Source organism: Martinezella tropici, assembly GCF_003287875.1.
In the GTDB taxonomy this organism is placed as follows: domain Bacteria; phylum Pseudomonadota; class Alphaproteobacteria; order Rhizobiales; family Rhizobiaceae; genus Rhizobium; species Rhizobium tropici_C.
This window is the reverse complement of the sequence record NZ_QMKK01000040.1, coordinates 1-22,588: the sequence shown is the minus strand read 5'-3', so window position 1 is coordinate 22,588 and position 22,588 is coordinate 1. Positions and strand designations below refer to the sequence as shown.

Annotated in this window: 23 protein-coding genes; 8 read left to right on the top strand and 15 right to left on the bottom strand. The window is 59.9% G+C overall.

Annotated features, from left to right (window positions below):
- Positions 1-15: 15 nt before the first annotated feature.
- Positions 16-1,611 carry a DHA2 family efflux MFS transporter permease subunit gene (locus DQ393_RS16310; protein ID WP_432422006.1) on the bottom strand — a complete coding sequence of 532 codons (1,596 nt, stop codon included), beginning with the start codon at positions 1,609-1,611 and terminating at the stop codon, positions 16-18.
- Positions 1,612-1,626: 15 nt separating this feature from the next.
- Positions 1,627-2,826 (bottom strand): HlyD family secretion protein, encoded by a 1,200-nt coding sequence (locus DQ393_RS16305; RefSeq protein WP_181592370.1) that lies wholly within the window; start codon positions 2,824-2,826, stop codon positions 1,627-1,629.
- Positions 2,827-2,948: 122 nt separating this feature from the next.
- On the opposite strand from DQ393_RS16305, the gene DQ393_RS16300 reads away from it, so the two are divergent.
- Positions 2,949-3,605 (top strand): TetR/AcrR family transcriptional regulator C-terminal domain-containing protein, encoded by a 657-nt coding sequence (locus tag DQ393_RS16300; RefSeq protein ID WP_112342806.1) that lies wholly within the window; start codon positions 2,949-2,951, stop codon positions 3,603-3,605.
- 88 nt (positions 3,606-3,693) lie between these two features.
- Here the strand turns inward: DQ393_RS16300 and copC are convergent, their stop codons facing one another.
- The 4 genes from copC to DQ393_RS16285 all read right to left on the bottom strand — a co-directional run bounded on the left by copC (position 3,694) and on the right by DQ393_RS16285 (position 6,396).
- Positions 3,694-4,062: a copper homeostasis periplasmic binding protein CopC gene (gene copC, locus DQ393_RS16295; RefSeq protein ID WP_112342805.1), complete on the bottom strand. Its 369-nt coding sequence runs from the start codon at positions 4,060-4,062 to the stop codon at positions 3,694-3,696.
- 134 nt (positions 4,063-4,196) lie between these two features.
- A complete protein-coding gene (locus DQ393_RS34115; RefSeq protein WP_281024010.1) occupies positions 4,197-4,331 on the bottom strand; it encodes a hypothetical protein in 135 nt (44 codons plus the stop codon).
- A gap of 62 nt (positions 4,332-4,393) precedes the next feature.
- Positions 4,394-5,767, bottom strand: coding sequence for a PepSY-associated TM helix domain-containing protein (locus DQ393_RS16290; protein WP_112342804.1), 1,374 nt, complete (start codon positions 5,765-5,767; stop codon positions 4,394-4,396).
- A gap of 224 nt (positions 5,768-5,991) precedes the next feature.
- A complete protein-coding gene (locus tag DQ393_RS16285; protein WP_112342803.1) occupies positions 5,992-6,396 on the bottom strand; it encodes a hypothetical protein in 405 nt (134 codons plus the stop codon).
- Between the two features lie 203 nt (positions 6,397-6,599).
- On the opposite strand from DQ393_RS16285, the gene DQ393_RS16280 reads away from it, so the two are divergent.
- Positions 6,600-8,804: a DUF1217 domain-containing protein gene (locus DQ393_RS16280; RefSeq protein ID WP_112342802.1), complete on the top strand. Its 2,205-nt coding sequence runs from the start codon at positions 6,600-6,602 to the stop codon at positions 8,802-8,804.
- A gap of 300 nt (positions 8,805-9,104) precedes the next feature.
- The gene (locus DQ393_RS16275) at positions 9,105-9,488 is read left to right on the top strand and encodes a YybH family protein (protein WP_112342801.1); all 384 of its coding nucleotides are present in this window, start codon (positions 9,105-9,107) and stop codon (positions 9,486-9,488) included.
- A gap of 43 nt (positions 9,489-9,531) precedes the next feature.
- On the opposite strand, the gene DQ393_RS16270 is transcribed toward DQ393_RS16275, so the two are convergent.
- Positions 9,532-10,815: a cystathionine gamma-synthase family protein gene (locus DQ393_RS16270; RefSeq protein ID WP_112342800.1), complete on the bottom strand. Its 1,284-nt coding sequence runs from the start codon at positions 10,813-10,815 to the stop codon at positions 9,532-9,534.
- 336 nt (positions 10,816-11,151) lie between these two features.
- Between DQ393_RS16270 and DQ393_RS16265 the strand changes: the two genes are divergently transcribed.
- Entirely contained in the window at positions 11,152-11,931 is a 780-nt protein-coding gene (locus tag DQ393_RS16265; RefSeq protein ID WP_112342811.1) for a class I SAM-dependent methyltransferase, read from the top strand.
- Between the two features lie 104 nt (positions 11,932-12,035).
- Here DQ393_RS16265 and ppk2 read toward each other — a convergent pair whose 3' ends face one another.
- Positions 12,036-12,950, bottom strand: coding sequence for a polyphosphate kinase 2 (ppk2, locus tag DQ393_RS16260; protein WP_112342799.1), 915 nt, complete (start codon positions 12,948-12,950; stop codon positions 12,036-12,038).
- A gap of 96 nt (positions 12,951-13,046) precedes the next feature.
- The gene (locus DQ393_RS16255; protein WP_112342798.1) at positions 13,047-13,835 is read right to left on the bottom strand and encodes a 3-hydroxybutyrate dehydrogenase; all 789 of its coding nucleotides are present in this window, start codon (positions 13,833-13,835) and stop codon (positions 13,047-13,049) included.
- Positions 13,836-14,039: 204 nt separating this feature from the next.
- Between DQ393_RS16255 and DQ393_RS16250 the strand changes: the two genes are divergently transcribed.
- Both DQ393_RS16250 and DQ393_RS16245 read left to right on the top strand, forming a co-directional pair.
- Positions 14,040-14,786, top strand: coding sequence for an acetoacetate decarboxylase (locus DQ393_RS16250; protein ID WP_112342810.1), 747 nt, complete (start codon positions 14,040-14,042; stop codon positions 14,784-14,786).
- Between the two features lie 38 nt (positions 14,787-14,824).
- On the top strand, positions 14,825-15,982 hold the full coding sequence (locus tag DQ393_RS16245; RefSeq protein WP_112342797.1) for a patatin-like phospholipase family protein: 1,158 nt from the start codon (positions 14,825-14,827) through the stop codon (positions 15,980-15,982).
- A gap of 122 nt (positions 15,983-16,104) precedes the next feature.
- Here DQ393_RS16245 and DQ393_RS16240 read toward each other — a convergent pair whose 3' ends face one another.
- Positions 16,105-16,725 carry a CGNR zinc finger domain-containing protein gene (locus DQ393_RS16240; protein ID WP_112342796.1) on the bottom strand — a complete coding sequence of 207 codons (621 nt, stop codon included), beginning with the start codon at positions 16,723-16,725 and terminating at the stop codon, positions 16,105-16,107.
- 159 nt (positions 16,726-16,884) lie between these two features.
- On the opposite strand from DQ393_RS16240, the gene DQ393_RS16235 reads away from it, so the two are divergent.
- Together DQ393_RS16235 and DQ393_RS16230 are read left to right on the top strand one after the other, a co-directional pair.
- The gene (locus DQ393_RS16235; protein ID WP_112342795.1) at positions 16,885-17,571 is read left to right on the top strand and encodes an alpha/beta fold hydrolase; all 687 of its coding nucleotides are present in this window, start codon (positions 16,885-16,887) and stop codon (positions 17,569-17,571) included.
- A 56-nt stretch (positions 17,572-17,627) separates the two neighbouring features.
- Entirely contained in the window at positions 17,628-18,470 is an 843-nt protein-coding gene (locus DQ393_RS16230; protein WP_112342794.1) for an alpha/beta fold hydrolase, read from the top strand.
- Positions 18,471-18,538: 68 nt separating this feature from the next.
- Here the strand turns inward: DQ393_RS16230 and DQ393_RS16225 are convergent, their stop codons facing one another.
- The 5 genes from DQ393_RS16225 to DQ393_RS16205 all read right to left on the bottom strand — a co-directional run.
- Entirely contained in the window at positions 18,539-19,261 is a 723-nt protein-coding gene (locus tag DQ393_RS16225; RefSeq protein ID WP_112342793.1) for a ParA family protein, read from the bottom strand.
- A 144-nt stretch (positions 19,262-19,405) separates the two neighbouring features.
- Positions 19,406-20,488, bottom strand: coding sequence for a protein-glutamate methylesterase/protein-glutamine glutaminase (locus DQ393_RS16220; protein ID WP_112342792.1), 1,083 nt, complete (start codon positions 20,486-20,488; stop codon positions 19,406-19,408).
- Positions 20,489-20,491: 3 nt separating this feature from the next.
- Positions 20,492-21,337 (bottom strand): CheR family methyltransferase, encoded by an 846-nt coding sequence (locus DQ393_RS16215; RefSeq protein ID WP_112342791.1) that lies wholly within the window; start codon positions 21,335-21,337, stop codon positions 20,492-20,494.
- 18 nt (positions 21,338-21,355) lie between these two features.
- Positions 21,356-21,865, bottom strand: coding sequence for a chemotaxis protein CheW (locus DQ393_RS16210; protein ID WP_112342790.1), 510 nt, complete (start codon positions 21,863-21,865; stop codon positions 21,356-21,358).
- Positions 21,866-22,588, bottom strand: a 723-nt coding sequence (locus DQ393_RS16205) for a methyl-accepting chemotaxis protein (protein ID WP_245430372.1), incomplete at its 5' end; no start/stop codon positions are given.

The following is a 22,588-nucleotide window of genomic DNA, read 5'->3' as shown; positions in this document are numbered from 1 at the left end:
GTGCGACCCGCATCCTCAGTGAGCGCCTCCGCCACCGCCTGCCTGTGGGCGCTTGGTGAACAGCATCGTGATAGCCGCGATGGCGAGCACCACGCCGATGACTGCGAAGGTATCGCTGAATCCCATGATCAGCGCTTGCCTTTTGATGACTTGGCCGAGCGCGATGATTGCCTTCTGCTGGGCCGCCTGATGATCCGAAATACCGTGTGACAGGAAGTAGTTTGTCATCTGGTCTATTCGTTGACGAACCTCATCGCGAGCAAGGGTCACGGATTGGCCGATGATGTTGGAGTGAAACTGCTCGCGTTTGGTCAGGATGGTCCCAAGCGAGGCGGTTCCCACCGCGCCACCAAGATTTCTCAGCATGTTCGCCAGGCCGGAGGCCGCCGCCGCATCCGCAGGGGCAATGCCGGCCGTGGTGATTGCGGTAACCGGGGTGATGACGAACGCCTGGCCGATGGCGCGGATGATGTTCGGAATGAAGAACTGGTCCCCGGCATTGTCGGCCGAAAGCGTGACGTTCATGAAACAGCTGAGCGCAAAAACCGCAATGCCGAAGAAGGCAAGCCAGCGCACATCCACGCGTTTCATCATCAGCGGCACCAGCGGGATCAGCAGTAGCTGTGGCAACCCCGTCCATGCCAGGACGTTGCCGATCTGCTCGGCATTATACCTCTGCACCTGGCCGAGATATTGCGGCAGGATGTAGACTGTGCCGAACAGCGCGACGCCCACGAGAATATTCGCAAGCACGCCCAGCCCGAAGTTCCGTTGCTTCAGTAGCCGCAGTTTCACCAGCGGCTTCGAAACCTTCAGCTCGATGATAATGAAGAGCGTCAGGAACACGGCCGCGACGATGCTGAGCCGGACGATGAAGGGCGAGGAGAACCAGTCGTCCTTGTTGCCCTCTTCTAGCACGGTTTGCAGGGCGGAGAGGCCGATCGCCATCGTGACGATACCGGCCCAGTCGCCTTCGCGCAGCAATTTCAGCTGCATCGGCTGCTTGTCCAGCGCCAGCGCCAGCGCCACCACCATGATGGCGCTCGGGCCGGCATTGATGAAGAAGATGGTCTGCCAGCCGTAATTCTCGGTCAGGTAGCCGCCGATCGTCGGGCCGATGGCCGGAGCGAAAGTGACGGACAGGGCAAAGATCGCCAGCCCCAAGGGCTGCTGCGGCTTCGGAAGCTTCGTCAGCACCATGGTGAAGGCCATCGGGATCAACACGCCGCCGGCAAATCCCTGCAGACCACGCAGCACGATCATCGTTCCGAGATCGTGGGCAAAGGCGCAGGAGAGAGACAACAGCGGAAACAGAACCGAGTTCACCAGGATGTAACGGCGAAACGAGAAGACGCTGCTGAGATAGGCGGTGAGCGGAATGACGACGATCTCGCCGATCAGGTAGGAAGTCGAGATCCAGGCGCCATTATCAACTCCGGTGCCGATGCCCCCCTCGATGTCGAGGAGGGAGGCATTGGTGATCTGGATATTCAGGATCGCCATGAACGCGCCGATCATGCCGGCCAAAACCGCGATCCACTCTCTTGTCGATGCGCGCGGCTCCGCCGCTGCGGCCGGCATCGGACGGCCATCCATCGTAATCGTTGACATTGTGGGCTCCCGCCGTCAGTTCCGCTGTGCGGCGTCTGCTTTGGTGTTGATGCTCGGCTCGACGGACATTCCCGGGCGCAGTTCACCGCTCTTCATGGTCTGCGCGTCGAGCGCTATCCTGACCGGAATTCGCTGAACGACCTTGGTGAAATTGCCGGTCGCATTGTCAGGCGGCAGCAGCGCGAATTCCTGCCCGCTCGCCGGCGCAAGGCTATCGACATGGCCATGGAAGGTCTTGCCGGGGAACATGTCGACTTCGATATCGACGGGTTGACCGGCATGGACATCCGTCAGCTGCGTCTCCTTGTAATTGGCGACGACATAGGCTTGGTCGGTCGGCACGAGTGACATCAGCTGCGTTCCGGCCTGAACATATTGGCCGATGCGCAGCGTGCGGTTGCCGATCGTACCGTCGACGGGAGCAATAATGGTTGCATAGGAGAGGTTCAGCTCAGCCTGATGCTGGACCGCCTGGCTTTTCTGCAGGGCGGCTGTCGCCTGTGCGATCTGGGCCTTCAGAAGTTCGACCTGCTTGATGGCGCCTTCCAAGGTTGCGGTGTCCCGGACGATGGAAGCTTGCGCTGCGGCGATCTGCGATGCCGCCTGCTGCGCTGTCTGCACGGCGGCATAGCCGTTGGAGGCGAGGCTGGCATAGCGCCTGTTGTTCTGCTCTGCGAAGGTTTCGTTGGCCTTGTCCACATCCAGCGTGGCGCGCGCGGCCGCAATCGTCGACTGCTGGATATCCAGCGACGCCTGCTCGGCCTGTATGGTTGCCTGCGCGGCGGCGACATCGGCCTTTGCCTGGTCGAGCGCTGCGCGGAAATCGCGGTCGTCGATGCGGGCGAGCGGCTGGCCGGCCTTCACGGTCTCATTGTCCTTGACCAGGACTTCCGCCAGGTAGCCCGAGATTTTTGGGGCGATCGAGCTGTTGTCGGCCTGCACATAGGCGTCGTCGGTCGACACCTCGAAGCGGCCATTTTGCCAGTAATTGTGCCCGCAGTAACCCGCTGCAGCCATGATGACGATTGCGCCCGCGCCGTACATCAGGCGGCGCGGCATCTTGTTGCGCTTTGCGGCGGCATCGCCGGCCGCCGGGCCCTTCGGTGTCTCTGGACGGGGTTCGGTCGTCACCCCTTCCTTGACCTTCGCCTCGACACTCTCCTGCGCTTCGCCGGAAGTGTCCTTGGAGGTCACGATATGCAGATTGTTTGCCATGTACTTGCTCCTGACAGGGGTCGCTGCCGGGCAGGGGTAGCGGCCAAGTTCTATTTGGAAACTTGATATTTTCCAAAATAAGCGCTATAAGATGCAAGTCAACTATATTTTGGAAAATATTTATGGTCCTAAATCCAAAAACCACGAAACGACCACGAGGACGCCCACAGGTTCGTTGTGATGACGAAACTCGGGCAATCGTGCTCTCTTCGGCGCGCAAGCGCTTTCTGGAAGCGGGCTATGCCTCGGCATGCATCAACGACATCGCGCAGGGCGCCGGTGTCTCCACGAAGACGGTCTATCGGCTGTTCGAAAGCAAGGGCGAGATCTTCAATGCGGTGATTACGGATCGCATCGCCCGTTTCAACGTCGAAGTGGATCAGGGTCTCCTGAAGCATCCGGACCTGCATCACCAACTCGAGCAAATCCTGATCGCCTATGGCCGTCTGGCGCTGGATCCGGAAACGATCGCCATCAATCGGCTGGCGGTCGCCGAAGCGGATCGCTTTCCCGAAATCGCGGCGTCCTTCTACGAGCGGGCAATCAGGGCCTCGACCGTGGTCTTCGAGGTCTGGCTGCGCAGCCAGCGCGACAAGGGCGCGATCGGGATCGCGGATGTTTCTCTTGCCGCCGGCTTTCTGCGCGGGATGATGACGATGGAGCCGCAAAGGGCCGTCATGCTGGGCCAGCGGCAAGCGCCGGACGACGAAGAAATCAGGATGCGAGCCGCCGAATGCGCCGCGATTTTCCTGCGGGGTTGCGTTACCGCTTCGTCCTGAGCCTTTTCTGGACAGAAAAAGAGCAGACGGATATCACATCTGCCGGGAGCGAGGCCGCCCGCGTGACCGCGGACGGCTTCGGGATCGTTCAGGGCGCCACCGTAAAGCCATAGGTGCCGTTGGTCTTGTGCCCGTCCGTGGACAGAACATGCCATTCGACCGTGTACTTGCCGGGCGCAAGCCTGTCGCTCACGGGCACCATCAATGTCGTGTCGCCGTTCATCAGCATGCCTTCGCCGGTCTTGACCGCCGTCTTGTCAGGACCTGTGACCTTGATGCCGCTGAATTTCAGGTTGAGGCCTTCGCTAAAGGTGAGGTCGATTTCCGAGGGGGCGGCCTTCACCGTCCCGTCGGCCTCCGGAACGGCCGATTTCAGATGGGCATGGGCCATGACCTGGCCGGCAAGCGCGATGCTGATTGCGGCGGCAGCGAGGAGCATTTTCGTCATCGGGGACATATCTGGTTTCCTTATCATGTTGATGACCCGCGAAAGTTCGCGAGCGTGCGATGGCGATCCAGTGATCGCCGATATTCACCGGCGGGCCTGCCGGACGATATTATCTTTTTCGAGTGGCCGCCGAGACCACCGAACTATTCCCGTTGCAGCAGCTCCCGGATTTGTTTCGGCGCGGCATCGGCGAGCAGCGCGGACGCAATGTGATCCATACTGGAGGAGGGCGGGAGCAGCAGCACCAAGACGGCGGAAGCAAAAGCGTGTTTCGGCATGATCGATATCCTTGATCTGGAAAAGGAGAGACAGGCGAAGCCTCAGGCTCCCCCTGATCTCGTCAGGAAAAGAAGCGCCGGAGCGGCGGGACGAAACGAACCACGAGCTGGTCGAAGAGCAGCATCGCGGCGATGGCGGCTCCCGTCAGCGGAAAGGCCGCGCCGAAGATGATGGCGATGAACCAGAGGCCGACATAGACGGACTTTTGCGGCGGCATCGGCGGTACGCCGAGGCGGCCTGTTGGCCTGCGCTTCCACCACATGATCGCGGCCGTCACGCAGCACAGGATGATGGCCAGGCAAGCGGCGAGCATCAGAAGCTGGTTGAAGAGGCCCCATTCCTGTCCCTGATGGATATTGATGCACCATTCGATCGCCCTGCCGAGCGCCGGATACTGATCATAGGAGATATCGACGAGCCGCTTTCCGGAATATTGGTCGATATGAACAGTGCGTTCCTTGCCAAGATCGCCGAAATAATGGCTGGCGGTGTAGACGCCGGTCTCATCCGTCGGGATAGCAAGGTCAGCGCCGGCGATCATGCCCAGGCCGTGCATGATCTCCACGGCCCTGTTCAGGCCAATCGGCTTTGCCGACTGCGCCGCCGGGATATCGGACACCGGAACCGGCGCGTTTTCGACCACCCAGCCGGGCCGGCTGACGATGTCCTGCGTGACCCTCGTCGATTTCGGTACATCGTCCCAGACTGCGGCCGGTGTTCCGAAATTGTGAGCGGTCAGCCAGGCATTGACATTGGCGCCCCAATAGCCGGACCAGGGCATGCCGCTGAAGGCCAGGAAGAGGATGAGGATGCCGGCAAGCGCGCCAGTCCCGGCATGCAGGTCGCGCCAGAAGACGCGCCGCGACGGATTGCCGCGAACCGTGAGCACGCCGCCGCTCTGCTGTCGCGGCCACCACAGATAGATGCCGGTCACCACGAGAACGAGGGCAAAGCCCGCAACGATCTCGATGAGGCGATTGGTCCATGTCCCGAAATATTCGAGGCTGTGGATACGCTTGACGACCCAGCCGAATTCCTGCTTCGAGCCGACCGATCCCAGAATGCTGCCGTCATAAGGGTTGACGTAGACGATGGTTGATCGGCCGTCCTTGGATACCGTCACCCAGGCCGAGCGGTTTGGCGCCGACGCTTCGTGATAGGAGATTGCGCGGGCGCCCGGAAAGGCCGCAAGCGCCGCATCGGCAATCCGTTGCGGCGGCAGCATCGTGCCGGTCCCGGCAACGAGGTAGCGGTGCGAATAGAAAGTATCGGCGATCTGATCCTTGAACAGGTAGAGCGAGCCGGTGATCGCGAGATTGAGCATGAAGGGAATGACAAGAAGACCGGCGAAAAAATGCCAGCGCCAGATCGCGCGATAGAGCGAGATATTGTGGGTTGTTGCTGCTGCAGGCTCTGCAGCGGTAAAGGCAGACATGAAATCCTCCGAAGATCGGCAGGCTGCCACAAGCGGTCGATCCGAGGAGGAGCGGCGATGGTTCGCCGTTTTGGGGTGAGCTTGCTTGCCGATAACCAGCCGGGCCAATCGGCCACGTTCGGCATGGTACAGCTTGGAACACCAATCCTCAGATTTCACGACCCGATGGTCGTGCACGCGGCAGCGTTGACGGTGGGCGTCACGGGCAGAGCCGCAACGCGGGTTCAGCCAACGGTTTCGAGGATGGGTGGTGCTCTTGGGCCGGTGTTGGGCGGATAAAGCTGCCGGTAGAAGGCTTCCGATTTTACAACGACGATCTCGCCGCGCTGGGAGACGAGACGCTCGTAAACGTCGGTGGGTGGCGTCGGCAGGACCGCGGCAGAGGCGATCCGGCACGCCTCGCATCCGGGCGCATAGGCTTTCCCGTGTACCTTGCCGTCGGCATCCTTATAGGTGATGCAGAGGATGGGCAGCGATCCATCCGGGAGCCGGTATTGGGCAATCTCCAGCGGGGATATCTCATCCGCCGTGGCGACGACAGGCTGATGGGCGAAGCCGACAAACAACAGCGCCACGGCGCAAAGGATGCGCACGCTCCACTGCCATGTCAGCGAAATTGTCTTCCGCATACCTGCCCCCGCCACCGCATGTCGCGGATACGGTCTGCAGTCATAGGGCAGGCCCATCGCAGGCGCAATGCGGCAATTCGTGCCGCACTGGGCGAGGGCGCCGAAAGCAATGCCCGCAGATTGCGATCTAGCTTCGCGCAAGGTCTGGTTGCGATAGTCGATCCCGGGGCAAATGTTGGTGAATTGCGCTGTGGGGGCGATCGATGATTTCAACGTATCTCGGCTATGTGACCGCGACAAAGGATATGACGTCGACGCTTGCGCGCATCGCCAAGCAGCAAACGGTCAAAAGCGACCAGCAATATTATGACGAGCACATCGGCAAGATCAAGAATGTGGATGAGTTCCTTGCCGACCACAGGCTCTATAACTATGCAATGAAGGCCTATGGCCTGGAAGACATGGCCTATGCCAAGGCCTTCATGAAGAAGGTTTTGACAAGTGACCTCAGCGACACGAACAGTTTCGCAAATAAATTGACCGATAGCCGCTACCGGCAATTTGCCGCAGCCTTCAACTTCGGTGGCAAGTCAAAGAATCAGACGGCTCAAACCGATGCCCAGAAAAGCGATACGATCGGGCTCTATGAGCAATCTTTCGCCAATGAGGCAACTTTGGCTACGAAAGAGAGCAAGTTCTATAGCAGCTGGATCGACAAGGTGTCGAATGTCGACGATATCGTCAACAGCAGCAGGATGAGAGACTATGTCCTGCGGGCGCATGGCATCAATCCGGACAATATATCAAAGTCGTTTCTCAAGTCGGTTCTGACCAGTGATGTCAGCGATCCGAACAGCTTCGTCAATCAGGCAGGCAACTTCTCTTCGGCATCGGTTCAGGCGACCTATAAGCTGATCGCATCGCAGTTCAATTTCAACGATGATGGAACGCTTTCTGCCCCGTCGGCACAAACGGCGCAGCAGAAGGAAGCGATGATTTCTCGCTACAACAATACGGTTCCGAGCCTGCTGACCCCAACCATGGCTGTCAGCAACGACGATTATTATCGCCATGCAATCACGAAGGTGACGTCGCTGAGCGAAATCACCGGGGACAACAGGCTTTTCTCCTATATCAAGGAGGCTTTCGGCCTCAGCGCCAAACTTACGCCGACTCAATTCAATCTTGCTTTCGCCAACCCCGTCTATGCCGATGTTTCCGGTATGAAGGATATGGTCGCTCATTTCAATTTCGCATCCGACGGGACGTTGCCGGCGGGGCAGCCCGCGCAATCGGCGCAAGCCATAGACGACATCTCCATCAAATATTTGAAGCAGGCAAAAGGCGCCAAGCAGGCCTTGTTCAAGGATGCTGAGGACCACTACAAGTCGGCGGTGGGAAAGATCAAGACGATCGAGGATTTCTTTGCCGCCAACGACACGAAGAGCAAGGACCTGCCGACGATTGAGGACATGGCGCTCCGTGCTTTCGGGATCGACAGGAACGAGGTCTCGCGGGACCAATTGCGCAAGATCCTGGAAAGCGACCCCTATGACAGCAAGAGCTATGTCAGTTCCCTCAAGGACGACAGATACGTCGAGCTTGCCAAGGCGTTCAACTTCGACAGCAAGGGCAATCTCCGGGATCCGGTCACGGCTCTGTCGCAGAGCTCGATCAACAGCTTCATCTCCGCTTATTCGAAGGCAAAAACATTCGGGCTGACGGGTGAGATGCGCGACAAGGCGATCAAGGATGCGAAGGACGCGGCGACGGAATTCAGCAAATCGATTGCCAAGGTCGATACGGTCGATGAACTTCTGGCGGATAAGAAACTCACGGAATTCATTCTCGTTGCCAATAATATCGACCCCAAGACGGTCGACAAGGCGACCTTGAAGAAGGCCTTTACCGCCGATCCTGAAGATGCCAAGGGATTCCTGAACACGCCGGCAGGCGCGAAGTTCAAGGCCATGGTGAATGTCTTCAATTTCGACGCCAAGGGCAACTTGACGAACGCGAAGATCGGGCCGGGGCAGAACAAGGGCGCACGCCTCGCCACGGACGATCTCTTTCTCCATCAGACGTTGGAGACGCAGCAGGGTGCCTCCAACGATGGTGTCCGCCTTGCGCTTTATTTCCAGCGAAAGGCGCCGCAGATCAATTCCGTCTACGACATCATGTCCGATCCGGCGCTTTACAACGTGATCAAGACCACCTACTCGCTGCCGGCCGCCATGTCGAACATGGATGTGAGCCGCCAGGCGAAGATGCTGGAGAAGCTTTTTCCGATCAAGGATTTGCATGATGCCGGTAAGGTAGACAACCTGCTGAAGCGGTTCTCCGCCGTATATGACGCGGCAAACGGCGCAAATACCGCCTCGCCTGCATCCGCCATCCTAAACCGCGGCTCCGGAGTTGGCATGAGCGCGGATCTCATGCTGTCGATTGCCCAGCTCAGGTCGCGATAGGATATTCCGCGTTTGCCGTGTTGGATCGGGCTGGCGCCGGCAGCGCGAGCTTAGCGATGCCCTGCGCCCCGCCAAGCCCAGGGATGAGCCGGATTAGGCCGGTTCGTCTGTAGCAAGGAAGTCTCCCTATCTGCTATGTCCGGCATGACGGAGCGCACTATATTGTTAATCGGGATATTGAAACCTGGCCGGATGATTGGGCATAGGCAGTGCCGACTTTCTCCGTCCAATAGTTTTCGCCTCATGAGTTGAAACGCAGCCGCTGTCGCAATGCGGGGCTGTCCATGGAGGAGATTCGGAATGACGGAGGATGAAAAGGCAATCCGCAACGTCGTGGAAACCTGGATCACCGCAAGCAAGGCGGGCGATACGGCAACCGTTTTGGGGCTGATGACTGATGATGTCGTCTTCATGGTGCCGGGCCGAGAGCCGTTTGGCAAGCAGGCCTTCGCCGCAGCCTCCAAGGGAAGGGGCGGCGTGAAGATGGACGGCTCCAGCGAGATCGTCGAATTGCGGGTGCTGGGCGACTGGGCCTTCATTCGCAATCACATCGACATCACGATCACATCGCCCGACGCCGATGCCATCAAACAATCGGGTTACACACTCACGCTTCTGCGCAAGGAGGCCGATGGCCGGTGGCGCCTTGCGCGGGATGCGAACCTTCTGACCGTACATAGCTGATCGTTGCAGCGTTCAGCCGTGTCGTAAATCCGTAGGATTTACGTCATGCGGCTTCGAGCGCGGATGCCAGATCGGCGATCAGGTCGTCTGGATGCTCTATGCCGATCGACAGGCGAATCGTCGATTCCAGCACGCCGATGCGATGGCGCACATCCATTGGAACGCCGGAATGCGTTGTTGTCGCCGGATGGGAGGCCAGCGATTCCGTGCCGCCGAGACTGACGGCGAGTTTGAAGATCTGCAGCGCATTCAGGAATTTGAACGATGCCGGCTGGCCGCCCTTGATATCGAAGGAGAAGGTGGAGCCTGCCCCGCTGCATTGGGCGGCGAAAGTCCGGCCTACGGCCGATGCGGGGTCGGTATAGGGTAGATAGTGTATCTGCTCGACTTTTGGGTGATCCCGCAGGAAATCGGCCACGGCCCGGGCGTTGCTATCGGCCCGTTCCATGCGGATCTGCAGCGTTTCCAACGAGCGGCCGAGCATCCAGCAGGAATGCGGATCGAGCTGCGTGCCGATCGCGCCGCGCAGCGCCTTGACCTGTTTGATGACGGCCTTGGAGCCAAGGGCGGCACCGGCGATCAGGTCGGAATGACCGCCGACATATTTGGTCAGCGAATAAAGGGAGATATCGGCGCCGTGCTCGATCGGGCGCTGGAAGACCGGTCCCAGCAAGGTATTGTCGCACGCGATGATCGGCGTGTGACCCTGCCTCTTGCCGATCGCATAGGCCACGCGGCGGATCATGGCGATATCGACCAGGCTATTGGTCGGATTGGCGGGCGTCTCCACGAGAATGACGGACACTCGGCCCTTGGTCATTGCTTCCTCGGCACTCGCCATTACCGAGGTTTCGCTGACGCCATCGGCGAACCCCACCGCCGCAACGCCGAGATTGAGGAATGTCTTGGCGATAAGCGTTTCCGTACCGCCATAGAGTGGCTGGGAATGCAGGATCGCATCGCCAGGGCGGACGAAGGTCAGCAGCGTGGTGGCGATCGCCGACATGCCGGAGGAGAACAGCGCGCCGCTTTCCGTCCGCTCGTAGACGGCAAGGCGGTCTTCGACGATTTCACTGTTGGGGTGGTTGAAGCGCGAATAGACGAGGCCGACGCCCCTGCCTGCCGGCGGCTCGTTGCGGCCGGAGATGTAGTTGAAGAAATCCCGCCCGTCCTCGGCCGATTTGAAGACGAAGGTGGAAGTCAGGAAAACGGGCGGCTTGACCGCGCCCTCGGACAGCTCGGGGTCGTAGCCGTAATTCAGCATCTGCGTTTCGGGATGCAGGGCGTGGTTGCCGATATGCGTTTTCGAGGGATGCGGCGCAGTCATGACGGTCTCCTCGGCCGATGAAGTGAATTTTAGACTCACATTATACATCACTTAAGGTGCCGGCTCGCTATTCGCCATTGGCTGCGATTCAGTTTCGATATTGGCGCTGATATAGGCTGGAACTATCCAACCCGCGCATCACTATCCGAAATACGACAGAAAGGTCGCTATATTCGTTAGCAGCGCTCGTCTTGACACAGTCCCATCCCAGTTTCGAGGGCCTGCGGCTTCGCTATGCGCGGTCCTTGCAGAAGCGATGCATTTTTCAACCGGCTGCTTCCTGTCGATGAGGTGTTCGGTGGCGAAATGCGCGAAGAAAACAAGTGGGGTTTACATTTGAAATCGAGCGTTCGAAAATTTGTATTTCGCGATCTTCAGAAAATCGATGGTTATATCGACCCGCCGGATGCGCTTGTCTTCCTGTCGTTAATCGAAAAGCAAAGGCAGGAGAAACTCGACGGCGGCCTCGTCGAAATCGGGGTCTATTATGGGCGGTCCTATTTCTTGCTGCGCAAGATCAGCGCACCCGATGACAATGTGCTTGCAATCGACCTCTTCGACATAGAACCGGGCGGTGCGCAATATCAACGCTTCCTCGACAACGGGAGATCACTGGGCATTCCTGTCGACGAAGATCTCGTCATAACCGGCGATAGCACCAGGCTCGATCCGCAAGCCATCATCGACAAGGTTGGGCAGGTTCGTTTTTTCAGCATCGATGGAGGACATTTGCTTCGCCACATCGTTGCCGACAGCCGGTTGGCGAAGAGCGTGCTGGCCGATCATGGCATCATCGCCTTCGACGATACGTTCAATCCAGCCTGGCCGGAGGTGACGATCGGTGTCTCGGATTTTCTGCGCAGGAACAGCGATACCTTTGCCGCCTTCTGCATGACAAAGTACAAGACCTATGTCTGCCGGCGGGATTTTCATGAGGTCTATCGAGCCGCGCTTGGCAAGGCACGGCATCTTCTGCCATTCGAGCATGCGGAGATGGATTTTCTCGGCTCGAAAGTCCTCAGGCTGCACAATCCCATCAACCGGAGGGTCGCCTATGAACTCCTGCAGCGGCTGGGCTTGGGCGCCGTATCCGAATGGGCCTATCGCCCAGTCTGACTTCGGGCCGGCCTTGCTTACCGATAGGCGGAGTTAAAGGGATTTCGTTTTTCAAGTAATCCTTCAGAGGGGCCCGGCCGAGGCGGACCCCTCATCGATCCTGATCAGTAGATTTCCGGCACGTACATTTCCGGCGGCACCGGCGTGCGGTGATAGTCTGCATTGCGCATGCGTTCCGGCAGCACGATTTCCGGCTTCGGTACGCTTTCGTAAGGGATCTGCGTCAGCAGATGGGCGATGCAGTTGAGACGCGCCTTCTTCTTGTCGACGGCATGGACGACCCACCACGGCGCTTCCGGAATATGCGTGCGTTCCAGCATCTCTTCCTTGGCCTTGGTGTATTCCTCCCAATGCACGCGGCTCTGCAGGTCCATCGGCGAAAGCTTCCACTGCTTCAGCGGGTCCTGGATGCGCATGTTGAAGCGGAATTCCTGCTCCTCGTCGGTAATCGAGAACCAGTATTTCAGGAGAATGATGCCGGAGCGTACGAGCATGCGCTCGAAATCCGGCACGGAGCGGAAAAACTCCTCCAATTCCTCCGGCGAGCAGAAGCCCATGACGCGCTCGACGCCGGCGCGGTTATACCAGCTGCGGTCGAACAGCACCATTTCGCCAGCCGTCGGCAGGTGGGCGGCATAGCGCTGGAAATACCATTGGTGCCGCTCGCGCTCGGTCGGAGCCGGCAGTGCGACCACGCGGCAGACGCGCGGATTGAGGCGCTGCGTGACACGCTTGATGGCGCCGCCCTTGCCGGCGGAATCGCGGCCCTCGAACAGCACGACGACCTTGAGTTTCTTGTACTGCACCCAATCCTGCAGGCGCACCAGCTCGTGCTGGAGGCGGAAGAGTTCGCGGAAATAGACACGGCGGTCCAGCGCCGTTTCGCCTTCGCCGATAAGGCCTTCTGCGACCAATTCGTCCAGCCGGTCCTCTTCAAGCTGCATCTCCAGCTCTTCGTCGAAGCTGTCGACGATCTCATCCTTGATGCGGCTGAGCGGATCCTGGGTTTCATCAGTCATTATGCGCCTCCTGCTCTGTTTTCATGTTGATGCTGTGGCCTATAGCCACAGAAAGCCGGCGCGGTTTTCGAACCTGCGCCGGCTATGGTTTCGGCATTACTCAGCGGTCCAGCCGCCGTCGACGGAAAGCGTCGTGCCGGTAATCTGCTTGGCGGCGTCGCCGCAGAGGAAGACGGCGATGGCGGCCACTTCGTCGACGGTCACGAATTCCTTCGTTGGCTGGGCGGCGAGCAGCACATCGTGCTTGACCTGCTCCTCCGTCATGTTGCGCGCCTTCATCGTCTCGGGGATCTGCTTCTCGACGAGCGGCGTCCAGACATAGCCGGGTGCGATGGAGTTGACGGTCACGCCGTCCTGCGCGGCTTCGAGCGCGATGGTCTTCGTGAGGCCGGTGATCCCGTGCTTGGCCGAGACATAGGCGGACTTGAAAGGCGAGGCGACCAGTGCGTGTGCCGAGGACGTGTTGATGATGCGGCCCCATTTGCGTGCCTTCATGCCGGGAATGGCTGCCTTGATGGCGTAGAAGGCGGCAAGCAGGTTGATGCGGATGATCGCTTCCCATTTGTCGTCGGGAAACTCCTCGATCGGGGCCACGAACTGGATGCCGGCATTATTGACGAGGATATCGAGGCTGCCGAAGGCCTCCTCGGCTTCGCGCACCATTGATGTCACTTCTTCGCCATTCATCATGTTGGCGCCGGAGTAGCGGCATTGCACGCCGAAATCGGCTTCGATGGCAGCCCGTTCCTTTTCGATCGCATCGGCATCGCCGAGGCCGTTGATCGTTACATTCGCGCCTTCGGCGGCAAAGGCGCGGGCGATCGCAAGGCCGATACCGCTCGTCGAACCGGTGACCAGCGCATTCTTCGAAATCAACGAACCCATTAGGCTACTCCCGCGATCGCTTTGACATGGTTGGGTAAGGGGAAATGCTCAGGATGAGCGCACACTGCCAGCCGGATATGTCGCTTTGATAACAGTGGCCGGTCCGCTCCCGCGCAACCATTTGGCAGCTGACACTTCACTGTCATGCAACCGTGCAAGTTTTCGCTCCGGCGCCCGGCGATTTCCTCCAACGACGGACATAAGATGAAGGTCGAAGACATTCTGAAGCATGCCTATGCTATGCCGCTGACCAACCCTTCCTATCCCCCGGGACCCTACCGATTCTTCGATCGCGAATATATCATCATCACCTACCGCACCACGCGCGAGGCGCTTGAGGCTGTCGTGCCGGAGCCGCTCGAAATCGACGAGCCGCTGGTGAAATACGAATTCATCCGCATGCCCGATTCCACTGGTTTCGGCGACTATACCGAGACCGGACAGGTCATCCCCGTGCGATATCGCGGGCAGCGGGGCGGCTATGTCCACTCCATGTATCTCGATGACGATGCGCCGATCACCGGCGGCCGCGAAATCTGGGGCTTTCCGAAGAAGCTTGCCAGTCCGAAGATCGTCAACGAGGGCGAGGTCATCGTCGGCACGCTGCATTACGGCAGCGTTCTCTGCGCGACCGGAACGATGGGTTACAAGCACAAGCCGATCGAGCAAGGACCGCTTTTGTCCGCCCTCTCGGAGCCGAATTTCCTGATCAAGATCGTGCCGCATGTCGATGCGACCCCGCGCATCTGCGAGCTCGTGCGCTACTATCTGACCGATATCACGATCAAGGAAGCCTGGACCTCGCCCGCTGCTCTCGATCTCAGGCCGCATGTCATGGCCGACGTGGCGCGGCTGCCTGTGCTGGAAGTGGTTTCGGCGGTTCATTTCACTGCCGATCTGACGCTTGGGCTTGGCGAAGTCGTTCACGACTATCTCGCCGAGCGCAGGTAACTGAAAGCCTCATTGTTAGACCTTAGTGGAGACGGACCGTGCTTGAACGAAACACCAAGGCCGCAGCCCCGACCATCCCGGAAATTGCCGCTCAATATGATCGCGTCGCCCTGGTCTTTCAGGGCGGCGGCGCGCTCGGTGCCTATCAGGCCGGCGTCTACCAGGCGCTTGCCGAAGCCGGATGCGAGCCGACCTGGCTTTCGGGTGTGTCGATCGGCGCGGTCAATGCCGCCATTATCGCCGGCAACGAACCAAGCCGGCGCCTGCAGCGTCTTGAACAGTTCTGGCAGATCATCTCCGGCCGCAAGATCTGGGCCTATACGCCCGAAGGCGATTTCTTCCGCGATATCCGTAATCGCACCAGCTCGTGGATGACGATGACCATGGGCCAGCCAGGCTTCTTCAAGCCGCGCTTTCCTAATCCATGGCTCGAATTGCCGGGCGCCGAAGGCGCGACGAGCTTCTACGATTCGGCGGAGCTGAAGAAGACATTGGAGATGCTGATCGATTTCGACCTTTTGAACGATGGCAAGAAGCGTTTCAGCGTCGGCGCGGTGAATGTCCGCACCGGCAATTTCGTCTATTTCGACACCGACAATATCCGCATTGGCCCTGAGCACATCATGGCGAGCGGCGCGCTGCCGCCGGCCTTGCCGGCCATCCGCATCGAAGGTGAATATTATTGGGATGGCGGCATCGTTTCCAATACGCCGCTGCAATATCTGCTCGATCAGGAAGAAGACCGGAGCTCGCTGGTCTTCCAGGTGGATCTCTTCAGCGCGCGTGGCGTCCTGCCGCGCAGCATGCCGGATGTGCTGTCGCGTCACAAGGACATCATGTATTCCAGCCGCACGCGGCAGAATACCGACAACTTCAAGCGCATTCACGGGCTGAAGATGAAGCTCCTGGGTGCGTTGAGGCGTGTCCCGAAGGATCAGCTGACACCGGAAGAGGAAGAGCTGATCGCCGATTACTCCGATGCCGGCGTCGTCAACATCGTGCATCTGATCTATCAGCACAAGAATTATGAAGGCCATGCCAAGGACTATGAGTTCTCCGGCACGTCGATGCGCGAGCATTGGGACATGGGACTGGAGGACACCAAGCGCACGCTGCGCCATAGCGAATGGCTGCTGCCGCCCTTCAGCGGCGATGCCGTCGCCATCCATGATCTGCACCGGGAAGATCCGGTCTGAGCCGATCGATCGCTGTCGGATTTCAGCAGTGGTTGCGCCGGAGCGAGCTGTGCTCAGCTCCGGTTGATCTATGCACGTAACTTTTCGACTTTTTCACGCGCCAAGCCGGCAGTCCATCGGCATCAGCTCTGTTTGAGACGGTGCCGATGAGCTGCCTGTTTGGCGCGGTTGCCGCACATCGCCATGCTGCACCAACGTCTGCGGTGGCCGCGCGTGTGGTCGACGAAAAGCAAGGTGCATGCGTGGCCCTCGCAGGCCTTCACGTCAGAGAAATCCTCCGTGCAGACGAAGCGTCCCAGCGCTTCGCCGATCGGCAATAGCAGAGCTTCGGGCGAGCGCCATTTCCGCATCGGCTGAAAGCTGAATTTACCGTTTTCACCCGCCGGGCTCGCGACGATCCGGGCGAAGCCTTCGTCGCGTTCCAGCAGGCGGTTCAGTGGCTCCAGTTCGTTCAGGACATCCGATGTCAGCGGCTTTCCCTTGTGGGAGTTTACGAAAGCCCTGAACCATTCACGCAGGCTTCTTGCCTGGTCGGCGACCTTGTCAAGCTCGCCGGGCAACGCCTGTTCGCGCATGGCCGCGAGCGTCTCTCGCGGAACGAGGCCGGCCTGTTCCAGCCAGCGCAGCAGGCCCTCTCCGTCGTCGATCCAGTCGATCGGCACATCCACGGGCGTTGCGACCGAATTGAGGAAATCCAGTCCCAGCGTGTCGCCGACAAAGATGGCGGGCGAATGGTTGTCCATCGACTACTCCTGTTCCGGCCAGCAGCGATGCTGAAAGGCCGCTCGAAAACACAGCCTCGATATAACCTGTTAAAAGCCGCTTGACAAGTTACGCATATCAAGAGTAACCCTATTAACGTCATTTCAACGGTTACTTCCCGGGTCGGAGGGAGAAGGCTGATGTCGTCGCAAAATGCAGATGTTGTTCTTGTCCATGGTGCCTGGGCGGATGGATCCGGCTGGGCAAAGGTGATCACGCCGTTGGCGGCCGACGGCTTTTCGGTAACCGCCGCTCCATTGCCGTTGACCTCCTTTGCGGAGGATGTTGCCGCGCTCGAACGCGCCCTGGAACGGACGGAAAAACCCGTGATCCTGGTGGGTCACGCCTATGCCGGCGCCATCATCGCCGCTGTTTCCAGCGAAAAGGTCAAGGCCCTGGTCTATGTTGCAGCGCTTGCGCCGGATGAGGGCGAGACCGTTGCCGATGTCTTTTATCGCGGCGAACCTCAGTTGCAGGCGCCGAGGCTGGCGCCCGACGGCCACGGGCTGATCTACCTTCCGCAGGATGCATTCGCGACCGCCTTCGCACAGAACGCGAAGGCTGACGAGCTGGCAGTTCTGGCGGCCTCGCAGCGACCGATCTCGCCGGCATGCATCACCGTTCCCGTCCGCCGTCCGCTCTGGAAGGATCGTCCCACCTGGTTCCTGATCGCCGAGGAGGACCGGATGATCCCGGTCGACAATCAGCGTTTCATGGCCGCGCGCATGAAGGCGCGGCAGCACGCCGTCCCGGCCGATCACATGCCGATGGTCACGGCTCCGGCCGCCATTGTCGAGATGATTCGGGACGCAGCCACCGCTATCTGAATTCTCTGTTTATAACTCCATAAGAGCAATCAAAAAGGTTATGAAAGGACCTTGTCATGACTGATATCAACTATCGCACCGTCAATGTCGAAGGTGTCAAAGTCTTTTATCGCGAGGCAGGTTCGCCCGGCGCGTCCAAGCTTCTGCTGCTGCACGGCTTCCCGAGTTCCAGCCACATGTATCGCGATCTCATTCCGCTTTTGGCCGATCGCTATCACATCATTGCGCCGGATCTTCCCGGCTTCGGACAATCCGACGCGCCGAAGGGCACCAACAGCTTCGACAGTATCGCCGAGACGATCGACCGCTTCACCGAAATCGTCGGTTTCGACCGCTATGCCATCTATGTCTTCGATTATGGTGCGCCGACCGGGTTCCGGCTGGCGGTGAAGCATCCGGAGCGGATCACGGCAATCATCTCCCAGAACGGCAATGCCTATGAGGAGGGTTTGAGCGAGGGTTGGAATCCGATCCAAGCCTATTGGCGCGAAGCCTCTGAGGAAAATCGTAATGCACTGAAGGCATTCCTGCAGCCGGACGCGACGGCGTGGCAATATACGCACGGCGTTCCTGATGCCACCAGGATTTCTCCGGATGGCTACTCGCTCGACAATTTCTATCTGGCCCGTCCGGGTGCGGAGAAAGTTCAGCTCGATCTCTTCGGGGATTACAAGAGCAACGTCGCGCTCTATCCGACCTTTCAGGATTACTTTCGCACTTATAAGCCGCGTCTGCTGGCGATCTGGGGCAAGCATGATCCGTTCTTCCTGCCGCCCGGAGCCGAGGCCTACCGCCGGGACATTCCCGATGCGGTCGTCAAGCTTCTCGACACCGGCCACTTTGCCCTCGAGACGCATGCGGCGGAAATCGCAGCCGAAATTCGCTCTTTCCTCGGCTGATAACGGGCCTTGCCGCGCCGATGAAAGATCGGCGCGGCAGGCTTTGGTTTGAGCCTTTGAGGCATTGGTCAAGCCGAGAGCTTGAATCCTTCGGCCTTAGCCTGTTCATTGACGCGGCCGCTATAGGGCAGAATGCGGCGGAGAACCTCTTGAGCAAGCGTCTGGGCGTTCTGCTGCGCCTTGTCGAGATTGCTGACGGTATCGGAATCGATCGAATAGAGGGTCTGGCCGTAGCCGAAGACCTCGCGATAGGCCGCACGCTCGATGATCGGCGTCGACAGTACATGAACCCGGCGGCTGGAGAGCAGTTCCTTCACGGATTGCAGCGCGCGGGTGGTGACCATCGGATTGACGCGGGTCAGAACCACCGAATGCGGGATGCGGATATCGGCCCGATCCTCGAGATATTGCAGCAGTTCGATGACGTTGGTCGCGCCTTCCGCATCCATGGCCGAGCCTTGGACGGGGATGAGCACGTAGTTCGAATAGCCGAGCGCCTGTGCCAGCAGCGGACTGCGGGCGCCGGGCAGGTCGATGAGCAGGAAATCGACCTCGGCGCGCAGCTTGCGCGCATGCTGGCCGAGATTGGCGGCTGTCACGTAGGAAACGACTGACAAAGAGGACGGTGCCTTCGAGCCCAGCCGCTCATGCCATTTGGAGATCCACAATTGCGGATCCGCATCGAGGATGGCCACCGAAAAGCCCATGCGGGCAAGCTCGCAGGCAACGATGACGACGGCTGTGGTCTTGCCGGCGCCGCCCTTGGTGTTGGCAAAGGTCAAAACGGCCATGGGAATTCCCTGTACTGATCGGTTGGGCAACGCAATGGGGTAGGCGAAGAGCTGTCATGGCTTGCTGAGATCGTTACGCATTTATGGTTAACAAACCTTTTTGAATTACGGCGTGACCGATCGTGCCAACTCTTTACCCGCCAGCTAGCGGCGTTTATCCGCCGCCAGAATTTCGCGGGCGATCTGGTTCAGCCCCACAGTCCTGTCGACACCGCCATGGGCGATCGCCTCCTTGGGCATGCCGAAGACCACCGAGGTTTCCTCGTCCTGGGCGATGGTGAAAGCGCCGGCATCGTGCATTTCCTTCATGCCGCGGGCACCGTCGTCACCCATGCCGGTCATGATGACGCCCATGGCATTTCCCGCGGCCGAGCGCGCAGCCGACCGGAAAAGCACGTCGACGGAAGGCCGATGCCGTGAAACGAGAGGGCCGTCCTTGATCGCGACGACATAGCGCGCACCCTGGCGTTCCAGAAGCGTATGCCTGCCGCCGGGGGCGATCAGCACGTGACCGCGCAGGACCGCATCGCCATGTTCGGCTTCCTTGACCTCCACCTCGCAAAGGCTGTTCAGGCGCTTGGCAAAGGCGGCGGTGAATTTCTCCGGCATATGCTGCACGATGATCATGCCAGGCGTATTGGCTGGAAGCGCCACGAGCAGTTCGCGCAGTGCCTCCGTGCCGCCCGTCGACGCCCCGACGCAGACGATCATTTCCGTCGTCTTGGCCATGGCCCTGCCGCTCGGCGGCGGCAGGACGGCATCGGCGGTCAGCTTGGCCGTCGGTCCGCTCGGAGTGGCCGCGCGACGCCGTAGCGCTCCAAGTCTCGCCGCTGCCGCACCCTTGACCGTCTCGCGGATCGTCGCCGCCGTCTCCGCAAGATGGTCGGCGGCGGCGATCCTGGGCTTGAGGATGATATCGACGGCTCCGGCTTCGAGGGCCTGCATCAAGGTTTCCGATCCGGCTTCGGTCAGCGAAGAGCACATGACGACCGGGATGGGGTGCTGTGCCATCAGCTTGCGCAGGAAGGTGATCCCGTCCATGCGCGGCATTTCGACATCGAGCGTGATGACGTCGGGAATTTCTTCCTGGATCTTCTTCGCTGCCATGAAGGGGTCGGCAGCGGCACCCATCACCTCGATATCCGGGTCGGCCGACAGCACCTGTGTCATGACCTGCCGGACGCTGGCGGAATCATCGACAATGAGTACGCGGATCTTCTTCGGCATGCGTCAGACCTTCCGAAACACGGTATTGGCGACCTGCTTGACCGGCAGGCTGAGGCCGCTGATCGTTTCGGAATGGCCGACATAGAGGAAGCCGCCGGTCGCCAGCTTCTCGCAGAGCCTGGAGAGCACCTTTTCCTGCGTCGGCTTGTCGAAATAGATCAGCACGTTTCGGCAGAAGACGATATGAACCTTGTCGCCGATCTCATAGGCGCGATCCATGAGATTGAGACGACCGAAGCCGATCCTCGAACGCAGCTTGGGATGGATTCGAACTTCGCCCCGTTCGGGGTCGCGCGCTTCCATGACATAACGCAGGCGCCGCTGCCGGTCGACCAGGTCGATCATCGCGGCGGGATAGACGCCTCTGCGTGCAACCTTCAGAACATCGGTCGAAAGGTCGGTGGCAAGGATGCTGTATTCCGGTGCGCCACGGATTTCCCGATAATCTTCCATCACCATGGCGATCGTATAGGGTTCGGCACCGATGGAGCAGGCTGCGCTCCAGATCCGCAGGTGATTGTGTCCCGCCGCCAGCAGTTCGGGGATGGCGGCATTTTCGAGATGCTCGAAATGCTTCGGTTCCCGAAAGAAATCCGTCTTGTTCGTCGTGACCGCGTCGATCAGGTGAATGGCCTCGCGATCGATACCGCCACGCTTGAACAGATAGTCGCAATAGCCGTCGAGATCGCCGATCCCCGTTGCTCGCAGCCGGCGCCTCAAACGTCCTTCCAGCATCGTGCGTTTGCCCGGAGGCATCTTGATGCCGCTATAATCGTAGATATAGCGGGCGAGCTGGTCGAAATTCCGCCGGCTCAGCCCCTTGTCCTCGTAGTCCCTTACATCCTGCATTGCCACTTTACGCCTCACTCACACAGCGGCGAACTCGGAGGCCTGATGGCCGGTGCCCACGCCCATCAACGAGACCTTGTCGCTCGATGAGAAGAGCTTTGCGAGATCGATGATCACGACGAAGCCGCCCTCACGGCGTACGACGCCGGCAATGTATTCCGACGGCCAGCGCACGCCGATATCGGGAGCGCTTTCGATCGACTGGTGCTTGAAGGATGTCACCTCGAAGACACGATCGGCGACGAGGCCCAACGTGAGGGCCTTGTGCGTGATCGGAATGTCGATCACGAGGATGCGCGTGTGCGGCGTCTTCGCAGTGGCGGACATGCCAAGCCGCAGGCGCAGATCGATGATCGGTACGCCTTGACCGCGCACGTCCCTGAGGCCGAGCAGGTAATCCGGTCCATGCGGAATACGGAAGGCGTCCTGATGGTCCAGGATCTCCCGGACCACTTCGACGGGCACGGCGAAGCATTCATCGCCAAGGCCGAAGGTTACATATTGAGCTTCGGTGCTGGATGCAGCCATTTATGCGCTCTCCTTGAATTCCGCATCGTCTGCGTCTGGTCCGCCCATGGACATGTCGAGAGAGAAGCCCTTGAGGCGGGCTTGCTGCGCGGCAACGCTGTTGTCGGTTCGTGCGGCCGGTGTCCTGGCAGCTGGTGCCTTGGCGACAGGCCGGGACTTGGCCGGGCTGGCGGGAGCGTGGACCGGCTGATGCACGGTCTGCGTCTTGCGGGCATTGGCCTGGTCGACCTTGAAGAAGGCGATGGAAGCCTGCAGCTCCTCTGCCTGGGCGGCCAGTTCTTCCGAGGTTGCCGACATCTCTTCGGAGGCACCGGCATTCTGCTGCGTCACCTTGTCGAGCTGCTGGATCGCCTCGTTGATCTGCGAGGCGCCGATATCCTGCTCGCGGCAGGCAGCCGAGATTTCGGCCACCAGTTCGGCGGTCTTGCGGATATCGGGCACGAGGCGCGACAGCATCTCGCCGGCTTCGGTCGCGACCGTGACGGTCTCACCCGAGAGGCTGGAGATTTCGGCGGCCGCCGCCTGGCTGCGTTCGGCGAGCTTGCGCACTTCGGAGGCGACGACGGCAAAGCCGCGGCCATGCTCGCCGGCACGCGCTGCCTCGACCGCGGCATTGAGGGCCAGCAGGTCGGTCTGGCGGGCGATCTCCTGGACGATGGAGATCTTCTCGGCGATGGTGCGCATGGCGTTGACGGCGCGGTCGACGGCCTGGCCGCTGACCTC

Excerpts from the sequence above, each read along its gene's own strand:
- DQ393_RS16310 (WP_432422006.1), bottom strand. The coding sequence starts at position 1,611 with ATGTCAACGATTACGATGGATGGCCGTCCGATGCCGGCCGCAGCGGCG.
- DQ393_RS16305 (WP_181592370.1), bottom strand. The coding sequence starts at position 2,826 with ATGGCAAACAATCTGCATATCGTGACCTCCAAGGACACTTCCGGCGAA.
- DQ393_RS16300 (WP_112342806.1), top strand. The coding sequence starts at position 2,949 with ATGGTCCTAAATCCAAAAACCACGAAACGACCACGAGGACGCCCACAG.
- copC (WP_112342805.1), bottom strand. The coding sequence starts at position 4,062 with ATGTCCCCGATGACGAAAATGCTCCTCGCTGCCGCCGCAATCAGCATC.
- DQ393_RS34115 (WP_281024010.1), bottom strand. The coding sequence starts at position 4,331 with ATGCCGAAACACGCTTTTGCTTCCGCCGTCTTGGTGCTGCTGCTCCCG.
- DQ393_RS16290 (WP_112342804.1), bottom strand. The coding sequence starts at position 5,767 with ATGTCTGCCTTTACCGCTGCAGAGCCTGCAGCAGCAACAACCCACAAT.
- DQ393_RS16285 (WP_112342803.1), bottom strand. The coding sequence starts at position 6,396 with ATGCGGAAGACAATTTCGCTGACATGGCAGTGGAGCGTGCGCATCCTT.
- DQ393_RS16280 (WP_112342802.1), top strand. The coding sequence starts at position 6,600 with ATGATTTCAACGTATCTCGGCTATGTGACCGCGACAAAGGATATGACG.
- DQ393_RS16275 (WP_112342801.1), top strand. The coding sequence starts at position 9,105 with ATGACGGAGGATGAAAAGGCAATCCGCAACGTCGTGGAAACCTGGATC.
- DQ393_RS16270 (WP_112342800.1), bottom strand. The coding sequence starts at position 10,815 with ATGACTGCGCCGCATCCCTCGAAAACGCATATCGGCAACCACGCCCTG.
- ppk2 (WP_112342799.1), bottom strand. The coding sequence starts at position 12,950 with ATGACTGATGAAACCCAGGATCCGCTCAGCCGCATCAAGGATGAGATC.
- DQ393_RS16255 (WP_112342798.1), bottom strand. The coding sequence starts at position 13,835 with ATGGGTTCGTTGATTTCGAAGAATGCGCTGGTCACCGGTTCGACGAGC.
- DQ393_RS16250 (WP_112342810.1), top strand. The coding sequence starts at position 14,040 with ATGAAGGTCGAAGACATTCTGAAGCATGCCTATGCTATGCCGCTGACC.
- DQ393_RS16240 (WP_112342796.1), bottom strand. The coding sequence starts at position 16,725 with ATGGACAACCATTCGCCCGCCATCTTTGTCGGCGACACGCTGGGACTG.
- DQ393_RS16235 (WP_112342795.1), top strand. The coding sequence starts at position 16,885 with ATGTCGTCGCAAAATGCAGATGTTGTTCTTGTCCATGGTGCCTGGGCG.
- DQ393_RS16230 (WP_112342794.1), top strand. The coding sequence starts at position 17,628 with ATGACTGATATCAACTATCGCACCGTCAATGTCGAAGGTGTCAAAGTC.
- DQ393_RS16225 (WP_112342793.1), bottom strand. The coding sequence starts at position 19,261 with ATGGCCGTTTTGACCTTTGCCAACACCAAGGGCGGCGCCGGCAAGACC.
- DQ393_RS16220 (WP_112342792.1), bottom strand. The coding sequence starts at position 20,488 with ATGCCGAAGAAGATCCGCGTACTCATTGTCGATGATTCCGCCAGCGTC.
- DQ393_RS16215 (WP_112342791.1), bottom strand. The coding sequence starts at position 21,337 with ATGCAGGATGTAAGGGACTACGAGGACAAGGGGCTGAGCCGGCGGAAT.
- DQ393_RS16210 (WP_112342790.1), bottom strand. The coding sequence starts at position 21,865 with ATGGCTGCATCCAGCACCGAAGCTCAATATGTAACCTTCGGCCTTGGC.